Source organism: Jiangella endophytica (genome assembly GCF_003427025.1).
Classification (GTDB): Bacteria; Actinomycetota; Actinomycetes; order Jiangellales; family Jiangellaceae; genus Jiangella; species Jiangella endophytica.
Genome location: NZ_QVAI01000030.1, coordinates 20,231 through 30,552 on the forward strand (window position 1 = coordinate 20,231; position 10,322 = coordinate 30,552).

General features: G+C 74.5%; 10 protein-coding genes. 6 read left to right on the forward strand and 4 right to left on the reverse strand.

The genetic code is table 11. The features are described from left to right. Positions 1 to 53: 53 nt before the first annotated feature. The 3 genes from DZA62_RS33280 to DZA62_RS33290 are packed head-to-tail and all read left to right on the forward strand — an operon-like array spanning position 54 to position 2,055. Positions 54 to 905 (forward strand): helix-turn-helix domain-containing protein, encoded by an 852-nt coding sequence (locus DZA62_RS33280; protein ID WP_116953280.1) that lies wholly within the window; start codon positions 54 to 56, stop codon positions 903 to 905. After that, positions 902 to 1,657, forward strand: coding sequence for an MmyB family transcriptional regulator (locus tag DZA62_RS33285; RefSeq protein ID WP_157988064.1), 756 nt, complete (start codon positions 902 to 904; stop codon positions 1,655 to 1,657). Before DZA62_RS33280 ends, DZA62_RS33285 begins: the two co-directional genes overlap by 4 nt. Continuing rightward, positions 1,654 to 2,055, forward strand: a complete 402-nt coding sequence (locus DZA62_RS33290; protein ID WP_116953282.1) for a VOC family protein — start codon at positions 1,654 to 1,656, stop codon at positions 2,053 to 2,055. The genes DZA62_RS33285 and DZA62_RS33290 overlap by 4 nt, the downstream gene beginning before the upstream one ends. On the opposite strand, the gene DZA62_RS33295 is transcribed toward DZA62_RS33290, so the two are convergent. Next, complete coding sequence (locus DZA62_RS33295) at positions 2,046 to 4,202, reverse strand: DEAD/DEAH box helicase (protein WP_198664474.1); 2,157 nt, start codon at positions 4,200 to 4,202, stop codon at positions 2,046 to 2,048. The two genes, DZA62_RS33290 and DZA62_RS33295, sit on opposite strands and share 10 nt — an antisense overlap. A gap of 427 nt (positions 4,203 to 4,629) precedes the next feature. Between DZA62_RS33295 and DZA62_RS33300 the strand changes: the two genes are divergently transcribed. Next, positions 4,630 to 5,343 carry a DJ-1/PfpI family protein gene (locus DZA62_RS33300; RefSeq protein ID WP_116953284.1) on the forward strand — a complete coding sequence of 238 codons (714 nt, stop codon included), beginning with the start codon at positions 4,630 to 4,632 and terminating at the stop codon, positions 5,341 to 5,343. Between the two features lies 1 nt (position 5,344). Here the strand turns inward: DZA62_RS33300 and DZA62_RS33305 are convergent, their stop codons facing one another. Next, positions 5,345 to 6,358 (reverse strand): MerR family transcriptional regulator, encoded by a 1,014-nt coding sequence (locus DZA62_RS33305; protein WP_116953285.1) that lies wholly within the window; start codon positions 6,356 to 6,358, stop codon positions 5,345 to 5,347. Then, entirely contained in the window at positions 6,358 to 7,032 is a 675-nt protein-coding gene (locus DZA62_RS33310) for a HEAT repeat domain-containing protein (RefSeq protein ID WP_116953301.1), read from the reverse strand. Before DZA62_RS33310 ends, DZA62_RS33305 begins: the two co-directional genes overlap by 1 nt. 228 nt (positions 7,033 to 7,260) lie before the next feature. Between DZA62_RS33310 and DZA62_RS33315 the strand changes: the two genes are divergently transcribed. Beyond that, the gene (locus tag DZA62_RS33315) at positions 7,261 to 8,391 is read left to right on the forward strand and encodes a lipid II:glycine glycyltransferase FemX (RefSeq protein ID WP_116953286.1); all 1,131 of its coding nucleotides are present in this window, start codon (positions 7,261 to 7,263) and stop codon (positions 8,389 to 8,391) included. A 29-nt stretch (positions 8,392 to 8,420) separates the two neighbouring features. Next, positions 8,421 to 8,894 (forward strand): GNAT family N-acetyltransferase, encoded by a 474-nt coding sequence (locus DZA62_RS33320; protein ID WP_116953302.1) that lies wholly within the window; start codon positions 8,421 to 8,423, stop codon positions 8,892 to 8,894. A gap of 76 nt (positions 8,895 to 8,970) precedes the next feature. On the opposite strand, the gene DZA62_RS33325 is transcribed toward DZA62_RS33320, so the two are convergent. Further along, the gene (locus DZA62_RS33325; RefSeq protein WP_116953287.1) at positions 8,971 to 10,314 is read right to left on the reverse strand and encodes a UDP-N-acetylmuramoyl-tripeptide--D-alanyl-D-alanine ligase; all 1,344 of its coding nucleotides are present in this window, start codon (positions 10,312 to 10,314) and stop codon (positions 8,971 to 8,973) included. Positions 10,315 to 10,322: the final 8 nt, after the last annotated feature.

The following is a 10,322-nucleotide window of genomic DNA, read 5'->3' on the forward strand; positions in this document are numbered from 1 at the left end:
CGGCGGCCGCGTCCACCGGCCGCCGGGGCATCGACGACGGGAGGTGATCGACGATGGCCGAACGGGCGACGACGTCGCTGCGGCTGGGCCGCCTGCTGCGGGAGCAGCGGGTCGCGCTGCGCCCCGAGTACGTGGGGCTGGCGGGCCACCGTGGCCGGTTGCGGCGGTTCGAGGTGGCGCAGTTGCTCGGCGTCAGCGCCTCCTACGTCGCCGCTCTCGAGACCGGCCGGGTCCGGGCGATCGACGCCGAACTCGCCGAGGACCTAGCGCGGTTGTTCCGCCTCGACCACGCCGCCCGGGAGCTGGTCCAGTCCCTGGTGACCGGCCGGCCGCCGCGCCGGGCCGCAGCTCGGGACGCCCCACCCGCCGGGCTCGCCGGCGCCCTGGCCCGCGCGCAGCCCGGTCTGACGCTCCTGCTCAGCGCCGACCTCGACGTCCTGTACTGGTCCGCCGACGCCCGCGAGCTGTTCGCGGGCCACGTCGGCGGCTACCGGCAGCCGCTCGAGGCGGTGAACCTGGCGGTGCTGCTCGCCTGCGATCCGCACGTCCGGGCCTCGGTGCAGCCGGGTGCGGAGCTGCTCCGGCTCTCGGCCTGGGCACTGCGCCGCCGGGCCGCCGGACCGCGGGCCGCCGGCGCCCGGCTGGCGGCGGTACTCGGCCGGCTGGCGCTGGTGGACGAGGTCGCGGCGGCGTTCGCCGAGCCGGCACCCGCGCGGCAGCCGCCCACGCCCGAGGTCGTCCGGGTCCACCATCCCACCGTCGGCCCGGTCGCCGTGCGGCCGCTGATCGTTCCGGTCCGCGCGGCCGGCGCGCCCATCCTCGTGCAGTGCACCCCGGCGTCGCCGCGCGACGCGCATGCGCTGCTCCTGCTCCGGCCGCATCCGGCACGGCAGGAGGCCCGATGAGCGGGTCCCGTTCCGTGCCGGACACCGTCGCGGGTCCGTGGCCGGCGCGGATGCTGCGGGCCCGGCGGCTGGCCCTGCGGTCCACCCGCGGTGGCGGGGCGCCGTCGGCGACCGAGATCGCGCTGCTGGCCGGCGTCGACCCGGCCCACTACGCCCGGCTCGAGGCGGGCGCGCCGCCGTCGCCGTCAGCACTGCGGCCGGTGCTCCGCGTGCTCGGGCTCGACCCGGCCGAGGTCGCCGCGGTCGAGACCCGGCTGGCCGCCCGGCCGGGCGGGCGGCCGCGGTCCGCGCGACCCGGCCGGCCCGGACCGCTGCTCACCGACACGGTCGGCGTGCCGTTCCTGGTCGTGACCCCGGCGCTGCGGGTGGTGCGCGCCAATCCGGCCGGCACCGAGCTGCTGCGGCGGCTCACCGGCCGGGCCCGGCCCGTGCCGCTCAGCTGGGCGCACTACGTGCTGTGCGCCGACGCCGCACGCGCGCGACTCCCCCGCTGGGCCGGCGAGGCCGCCGTCGTGGTCGCCCGGCTCCGGCGGGCCGCCGGCCACGGCGATCCGGACGCCGTCGCCCTGGCGGGCCGGCTCTGGTCACGGCGGGCCGACGTCCGCCGGCTCTGGGCGGCCGGCGCGCCGGACGGCGCGGACCTCCTGCTCGACCTGGACGGCGAACTCCGCCGCTACCAGCGGACGCGGCTGCCCAGCGGCGTCCTGCTCCTCCCCCGTACCGACCCATCACTCAGGAAAGAGGAACCATGACCGTCTCCAGCATCTACCCCGTCCTCATGACCGACGACGTCGCGGGGCAGGCCGCCTTCTGGACCGAGCACTTCGGCTTCGAGGTGACGTTCGTCAGCGACTGGTACGTGAGCCTGCGCCGCGACGCCTGGGAGCTGGCCGTGCTCGATCACGCGCACCCGACCATCCCGGGCGGCCATGGCCGCCCGGCCGGCGGCGTGCTCGTCAACCTCGAGGTCGACGACGTCGACGACGAGTGGCAGCGCCTCGTCGTCGACGGGCCGCTGGCGCCCCTGCTGTCGATCCGGTCCGAGGACTTCGGCCAGCGCCACTTCATCGTCGCCGGACCGGACGGCGTCCTGGTCGACGTGATCACGAACATCGCGCCCGCCGGCTCCTACGCCGACTCCTATACGTGAGTCGGCGCCAGAGCGTCCGTCAGCAGCGCGACCAGCGCCTCCAGCTGCACGTCGGCCGCCGACGAGATCTCCTCGTCGGAGCCGTCGAGGGCGCGGGCGGCGAGGCCGGCCTTGCCGTCGATCAGCTCGGCGATGCGGGTGTCGACGGTCTGGGCGGCGATGATGCGCCACGCCGTGACCGGCTCGGCCTGGCCGATGCGGTGGACGCGGTCGATGGCCTGGGTCTGCTCGGCGGCGGACCACGACAGCTCGGCCAGCACCAGGTTCGACGCGACCTGCAGGTTGATGCCGACGCCGGCGGCCGTGAGCGAGCAGACCGCGACGGCGACGTCGGGATCGTTGACGAACGCGTCGATGTTCTGCTGCCGCTTCCGCGTCGTCTGCTCGCCGCGGATCGACGAGTAGCGCAGACCGCGCTCGGCGAAGATCGCCTCGGCCGCGTCCATGACGTCGATGTGCTTGGCGAAGAAGACGACCTTGCCGACGCTGCGGGCCAGCTGCGCGGCGTAGTCGGCGGCCAGCCCGGCCTTGGCCTGGCCGATGCGGCGGATCATGCTGAACACGTTCTCGCCGGTCTTCGCCGACTTGTCGGCCAGTTCCGCACCGGCGACGCGGCGGACGAGGTCGGCGTCGACGCCGTCGACGGTCGCGCCCTCGCCGCGCGCCTCCAGGGCGGCGCGGTAGCGGGCCACCAGGCGGTCGGCCAGCTCGCGCTCGGCCGCGCGGATGGACCTGCCGGCGGCGTCGTCGAGCTCGACCGGCAGGTCGGCCACGCGGCGGGCGGGGATGTCGGCGGCGACGTCGGCCTTGCGCCGGCGCACGATGCCGAGGTCGATCACGCGGCCGCGGGCGGCGGAGGCGAACCCGGGATCGACGGGCGTGAGGCCGGTCTCCTCCAGCGACTCCATCAGCTGCGGGCCGGGCTTGCGCTCGTCGATCCAGCCGAGGAACTGCCAGATCGCGCGGAAGTCGTCGATATCGTTGATCAGCGGCGTGCCGGTGAGCGCCATCAGCAGCGGGCGGACGGCGCGCGAGCGCAGCTGCGCCGACAGCTGCAGGACGTGCTGCGAGCGCTGCGACTTCTTGTTCTTGATGAAGTGCGCCTCGTCGACGACCATGCCGCGGAAGCCGAGGTCGCCCAGCCAGCCGACGTGGCGGTCGAGCACCTCGTAGTTGACGACGATGATGTCGGCGAAGCCGTCGATGGTGTCGCCGTCGCCATGGATGACGGTGGCCGGGTGGCCGGGCGTCCACAGGTCGGCCTCACGCGCCCAGTTCGTCTTCACCACGTTCGGGACGACGACGAGCAGCGGGTAGGCGTTCGCGGCCTGCGCGGCGAGCAGCGCCTGCGCCGTCTTGCCCAGCCCGGGCTCGTCAGCGAGCAGGAAGGTCCGGTGGCCGGCCTCGGCGGCCGCGACCAGGCGGGCCTGGTGCGGCATCAGCTCGAGGCTGTCGGGCAGCCGGACGTGGGCCGCGGCGGGCAGCGCCATGGAGGCGGTCGTGCCGTCGGTGGCGTTCTCGAACGAGCTGAGCAGCGGGCCGATCAGCTCCCAGTTGACCAGCCGGCGCGGCCGTGTCTCGCTCTTCTGCGCCGGGCGGGCCGCGGCCGCGGACTCGTAGTCCGGAGCGAGGAACGGGTTGGCGAGCTGCCGCGAGATGACCGCCTGCGGCACCACCCGACGCTTCGGCGCGGTGACGGCGGAAGCCGCGGGCGCCGCGACCGGCACCTCGTCGGCGGCGGGTGTCCGGCCGGCGTCGAGGAGCATCTCCCGTCGCAGCGTCCTGGCCGCGTCGGTGACCGGCGCGTCCTCGGCCAGCAGCCCCAGCAGCGACGCGTCGCGCACGGCGACCTTCGCGAGGATGGTCGCGATGCCGTCGAGCCGCTTGAGCTGCTCCGCGCGGTACGCCTCGCTGCGCGACTCGTCGGTCTTGACCTGGGCCCGTTCCTCACGCACCAGCAGGGCGATGACCTGGAACTTCGTGCTCACTGACGGCTTCACCGAGCCGCGCTGGACGCTTCCCTCGACCTCGCGCACGGCGCGGGCGAGCACCGACATGATGCCCTGGTCGTCCTGGGCACGGTCGCGTCGCCGCGACCGGTTCGCCGTCCGGCTGGTGCCGGGACGGCGCCTGGCGTCTCTCGCCAAGTGCTCCTCCTCTGGAGTTGCCACGCTGTCGAGCCGTGGCCGCCGGGACGTCATACCGCTCGCGTCCCGGTCTCGGGGACGCCTGAGCCGGATTACGCCGGGTCACCGTCCCTTGGTGTGACCCGGCCCCCCTTGGCCCGGCGTGGCCCTGAGAGCCACGCCGATACGAGCGAGTCCGGTGTCGTCCGGACTCTCGCGTCCCTGACCGCATGTGGGAGATCCCGTTCCGCGGGCTCCCCACCTGCCGGGGCGGCTTCCAGCCGAGTTTAACGCCTACGCGGCCCGTACGGCGCCGGATGGGGTGCGCGTTGCCGCGATTTCTACCAGATCCAGCCCGATCCGGCCTCCGGTTATTCCCGTGACGCCCCGTGCGACGACGCCGAGCGGTTCGGCTCGACTAGGATGGATCCCGGCGAGGAGTTGTCCGATGGATGCCAGTTCGACGACCGCGATCGTCGCCTACCAGGGTGTCTCCGCCGACGAGGCAGAGATCTTCCGCTTCGTGCTGTCCCAGCTCCCTGACTTCCGCACCGTCACCGTCGGCACCGCGCTCGGGCAGGTGGCGGGTCCGGGCGGAGTCCAGGTCGTCGACGCCACCCTCGGCCAGGTCAACGCGCCCGCGGTCGTCGCCGTCCCCGGAGGGGTCGGATCCGACCGGCAACCCGAGATCGCCGCCTGGCTGCGCCGCGTGTCGCCGCGCTGGCTGCTCGCGAGCTCGACCGGCTCCGCGTTGCTGGCAGCGGCCGGCCTCCTCGACGACGCCACCGCGGCCACCCACTGGCTCGCCGGCCCACTGCTCGAACACTACGGAGCCCACCCGTCCCACGAGCGGCTGATCGTCGACGGCCGCATCATCACCTGCTCCGGCGGCCCCACCGCGTTCCGCGCCGCGCTGATCGTCGCTCGGGCCTACGGCGGAGCCGAGCTCGTCGCTCACATCGGCGCCACCGCCGTCGCCGCACGCGAGAAGCGGGCCCGGCCACAGCACCGAAGCCTCTGGGCACGGCTCGGCGGCGCGGTCCGAGGCCACGAGCCGTCACCACCGGAAGCCGGCTCGCTGGAACACGCGCTCGACGAGCTCGACCCGCTCGACCTCGGCGCGATCACTCCGCTTCCGGACCACCGCGCCGACCAGCGCTGACCTACTCCCCGGCCGTGGCCTCGCGCTGCCGAAGGACGTAGGCCGCGGTGAGCGCGATCGACGGGTCGTCGCTGCGCGCGAGGTCCGTGAGCGCACGGGTGGCCGCGGCTCCGGGGATGTCCGCCAGCGCCTGGCCGACCCGCCGCCCCGCCGGTGCACCGGCGCCGTCCTCGCCGAGCCGGGCGACCAGCTCGCCGACGATCCGATCCGCGACGTCACGACGTCCCGCCAGCGTGCTCAACGCGTCCGCGGCGTCGACGTCGTTGGCGCCGTCGACCACCATGTCGATCAGCACCGGTACGGCGTCGGCCACGCCGCGCACCCCCAGCGACAGCGCCGCGGCCCCGCGGACCGCGCCGTCGGCGTCCGCCAGAGCGTCCCCGAGCAGGGCCGTCGCCTCGTCGTTCGGCACCTGCGCGATCAGCAGGACGGCACGCCTGCGGACCTCGGCATCGGCCGCGACGAGACCCGCGCCGAGCTCCGCGAGCCCGTCGCCGTCCGATCGCCTCAGCGCCCATCGCAGGGCGCCGGCGACGTTGGGGTCGGCCTCGGCGAGCGCCGCCTCGACCAGCAGCTCCACGGGCGCCGAGGCGTCACCGGCCGACGACAGAGCCGCGCGCTGGCGGATCCGCGCGCTCTCCGACCCCAGCGCCTGCAGCAGCGCGACGATGCCGAGCGCCTCCTCCCAGTCGGCGGGCTCCGCGGCATCGATGTGTCGCAGCCGCGCGAGCAGCTCGTTCTCACGCGTGATGCGCTCGTGCGTCTGACGGATCAGATCGTCGAGCAGACCGGCGGGGTCGAATCCGGGGTCGTCGAGGGCGCGCCCCACCTCGCGCAGCGACAGTCCCAGCGACCGCAGGCTCTCGACGTGCAGGATGCGGCGGATGTCGTCGCCGGAGTACTCCCGGTAGCCGCCGGCGCTTCGCCCCGTCGGGTGCACGAGGCCCAGCGCGTCGTAGTGCCGGAGCATGCGCGCGCTGACCCCCGATCTCCGCGCCACCTCACCGATCAGCACTACCCAGCGCCCTTCTCCTCGTCCGGGCCGAGTGCGACCACCCGCTTGGCCTCCTCGATCGCGAGCTCGAAGCCCACGTCTGGATCGTGCCACAGCCGCTCGGTGGCGATCGCGTGCGTGCGCACCATGGTCTCCGAGCTCGTCGCGGCGGCCGCCAGGACCGGCGGAACCGCGTCCCCGAGCGCGATCAACGCCCGGCTCAGGCTCAGCTGGGTCTCACGGTCTCCACGTCCGAGCTGCGTCGAGAGCGCCGCGGCCAGCTCGGCCTGCTCCCCCTCGGGCACGAGCACGACGGCCGCCCGCCACGCGCTTCGGGCCACCTCGCTGTCGGCATCGAACAGCAACGCCCGGGTGATCGCCGGCCACGCACCCCGGTCGCCGATCTTGGACAGCGTGTGCAGCGCCTGGCTCCGCGCCTGGGCGCGCTCCGAGCCGAGCTCCTCGACCAGTCGGGGAACGGTGACCGATGCCGGGTGCCGGGTCAGCGCCCAGGTGAGCATGTCGCGCACGAAGAAGTCCGGTTCGATCGCGCAGCGCTCGACCAGCTGCTCGACCTGGCGAGGGTCCGGCCGGGTGCCCGCGGACATCGCCGCCCGCAGTCGCACCGAGGACCGCGGATGGTCCAGCGCCTCCACCAGTCCCGTGTCGCCCGCGCTCTGCCGCGGCAAGGTCATCATGACCACCTCCCGCACACCAGTGGAAGCGTTGACATCGTGTCAAGGTCAAGGCGCGGAGCTCGGGACCATATCGTCGGCGTATCGAAAACCCCATACGCGCGGGCAACACCACGCCGCCTTGACTGGCGGCATGTCCGACAGCGAACCGGCACGCCCCGCCCGGCCCCTGGTGTCCTCGCCCTCCTCGACGTCGGAGCACACCACCGAGGCGCCGGGGTCACGGGCGTGAGCCTGACCGTCAGGCCGATCAGCGCCGCCGAGCACCTCGCGTTCGTGCGGACTCAGCGGTCGGTCAGCTTCCTGCAGACCCCGGCCTGGGGCCGCGTCAAGACCGAGTGGCGCGGCGAGTCCCTCGGCTGGCACGACGGCCGGCGGCTGGTCGGCGCCGGGCTCGTCCTGCACCGCCCGGTGCCGCGGCTCGGGCGCTTCACGCTGGCCTACCTGCCCCAGGGCCCGGTCATCGACTGGACCGGTGAGCTCGACGCGTGGCTCGACCCGCTGGCGGCCCACCTCGAGGCACACGGCGCGTTCGCGATCCGGCTCGGCCCGCCGGTGCGCACGAACACCCTGAGCGCCGCCCAGGTCAAGGAGGGCATCGCCGACCCCGGCATCAAGCGACTCACCGAGATTCCCGGTCAGCGGACCGATCCGGTCGGCGCCCGCGTGACCAGGCGGCTCAGGGACGCGGGCTGGCTGCCGCAGAGTCCGGAGGACGGCTTCGCGGCCGGGCAGCCGCAGTTCACCTTTGAGCTCCCGCTGGCGGGCCGGACCGAGGACGACCTGCTCAGGGGCATGAACCAGCTCTGGCGGCGCAACATCAAGAAGGCTGCGAGAGCGGGCGTCGAGGTCACCGTCGGTGCGGACCTGAAGGCGTTCCACGACCTCTATGTCCACACCGCCGAGCGCGACCGCTTCACGCCGCGCCCGCTGGGCTACTTCGAGACCATGTTCGCGGCGATGAGCGCCGAGGACCCCGAGCGGATCAGGCTCTACCTGGCCCACCACCAGGGCGACCTGGTCGCCGCCACCATCCTCGTCCGCGCCGGTGCCCATGCGTGGTACTCCTACGGCGCCTCCTCCACCGAGAAGCGCGAGGTGCGCGGCTCCAACGCCTGCCAGTGGGCGATGATCCGCGACTCGCTGGCGGCCGGCTGCGACGTCTACGACCTGCGTGGCATCACTCCCACCGTCGACGTGGACGACCCGCACGTCGGGCTGATCCAGTTCAAGGTCGGGACCGGTGGCCAGGCGGTGCGCTACGTCGGCGAGTGGGACCTGCCGCTGCGGCCGATGGTCTACCGGGCCTTCGACCTCTACCTGCGGCGGCGCGGGTCCAGGATGCGGCGCGGGCGATGACGCCGGACCACGCCGAGAGGACGACGAGCATGCGGATCCGACCGGCACGCCGCGCCGACGCCGCGGCCGTCAACGAGCTGCTCGACCAGCTGGGCTATCCCCAGGACGGTCCGGCGGCGACGGCCGGTCGCATCGAGAGCTGGGCCGACGACGCCGCCAGCGCGGCGTACGTGGCCGAGGCCGGCGACCACCTGCTCGGGCTGATCGCCGTCCACATCTGCCCGTTCTTCGAACGCGCCGGCTCCTGGGGCCGCATCGTCGCCCTGGTCGTCTCCGATCGAGCCCGCGGCCGCGGCGTCGGCACCCGGCTCGTCGCGGCCGCGGAGTCCTTCGCCGCCGCTCACGGCTGCGTGCGGATGGAGGTCACCAGTTCCGATCGCCGGCATGAGGCGCACGCGTTCTACCGCCACCGCGGCTACCTCGACCTGGCCGGGACGTCGTCCCGCTTCCGCCGTGACCTCCCCGACCTCTCGGCCCAGCCCGCCCCTGGACGAGAACCATGATCATGGCGTGGTTGGTGTCGCCAGGGCAGCAACGACAGCGCCATGACCACGGAACGCATGCCTCGTAGAGCACCGTCTAGGCGAGCGCGGCGGCGACCTCGTCGAGGCGAGCCGCGCGGGAGGCCTTGACCAGGACCACGTCGCCGGCGGCGAGGTGGCCGCGCAGCCAGTCGACGGCCGCGTCGTTGTCGGCCAGTGCCACGGCCCGCTCCCCCGCGCCGTCGGCGATCGGCCGCGCCGCCGCGCCGACCGCGACCACCATGTCGGCGCGGGCGGCGGCGTACTCCCCGACGGCGCGGTGTTCGGCCTCGCTGTCGTCGCCGAGCTCGAGCATCGCGCCGAGGACGGCGATGCGGCGCCCGCCCTCGATCGCCGCCAGCGCGTCCAGGCCGGCGAGGGTCGATTCGGGGTGGGCGTTGTAGGAGTCGTTGAGCAGCGTCGCGCCACCGGCGAGGTCGCGCAGCTCCAGGCGCCACTTCGACAGCGAGGCGGTGGCCAGCGCCGCCGCGGCCGCGTCGAGGGGTACCCCGGCGGCCAGCCCGGCCGCCGCCGCGGCCGACGCGTTGTAGGCCTGATGGGCGCCCAGGAGTGGCAGCACGACGGCCGCCGAGGTGCCGGCGGCACGCAGGGTGAAGGACGGCCGGGCGAGGCGGTCCAGCGTCAGGCCGAGCACTCGCACGTCGGCGTGCTCCGCCCCGCCGAAGGTCAGCACCGGGCCGTCGGTGAGCGAGCGCATGGCGGCGACCAGGGGATCGTCGCCGTTGAGGACGGCGGTGCCGCCGGGCGCCAGCCCGCGCACCAGCTCGCCCTTGGCCTGGGCGATGGCCGCGCGCGATCCGAACTTGCCGAGGTGTGCCCGGCCGACGTTCAGGACGACGGCGATGTCGGGCACGGCCAGGGCGGCGAGGTCGGCGATGTGGCCGATGTGGCGGGCTCCCATCTCGAGCACCAGGAACCGGGTGCTCTCGTCGGCGCGCAGCATGGTGAGCGGTGCGCCGAGCTCGTTGTTGAGCGAGCCGATCGTGGCGACGGTCGGCCCCGCGCTGGAGAGCACCGCCGCCAGCAGGTCCTTGGTGCTCGTCTTGCCCTGGGATCCGGTCACCCCGACGACGGTCAGCCCGACGCGCAGCCGGGCGACCACGTGGGCGGCGAGCGCCTGCAGTGCGGCCTGGGCGTCCGCGACGACCACGGTGGGCAGCGTCGTCGGCCGGGAGCCGAGCACGGCCACCGCGCCGGCCCGCCCGGCCTGGCCGGCGTGGTCGTGGCCGTCGACGTGCTCGCCGGCGAAGGCGACGAAGAGGCCGCCCGGCTCGGCCTGCCGGCCGTCGAGCACGGCCGGCGCGGTCACCGTCACGGCGCCGTCGCCCTCGACCGTCCCGCCGACGACCGCGGCGATCTCGTCGACGCTGAGCGGGATCATGCCCGGAC

Excerpts from the sequence above, each read along its gene's own strand:
- DZA62_RS33280 (WP_116953280.1), top strand. The coding sequence starts at position 54 with ATGGCCGAACGGGCGACGACGTCGCTGCGGCTGGGCCGCCTGCTGCGG.
- DZA62_RS33285 (WP_157988064.1), top strand. The coding sequence starts at position 902 with ATGAGCGGGTCCCGTTCCGTGCCGGACACCGTCGCGGGTCCGTGGCCG.
- DZA62_RS33290 (WP_116953282.1), top strand. The coding sequence starts at position 1,654 with ATGACCGTCTCCAGCATCTACCCCGTCCTCATGACCGACGACGTCGCG.
- DZA62_RS33300 (WP_116953284.1), top strand. The coding sequence starts at position 4,630 with ATGGATGCCAGTTCGACGACCGCGATCGTCGCCTACCAGGGTGTCTCC.
- DZA62_RS33310 (WP_116953301.1), bottom strand. The coding sequence starts at position 7,032 with ATGACCTTGCCGCGGCAGAGCGCGGGCGACACGGGACTGGTGGAGGCG.
- DZA62_RS33320 (WP_116953302.1), top strand. The coding sequence starts at position 8,421 with ATGCGGATCCGACCGGCACGCCGCGCCGACGCCGCGGCCGTCAACGAG.
- DZA62_RS33325 (WP_116953287.1), bottom strand. The coding sequence starts at position 10,314 with ATGATCCCGCTCAGCGTCGACGAGATCGCCGCGGTCGTCGGCGGGACG.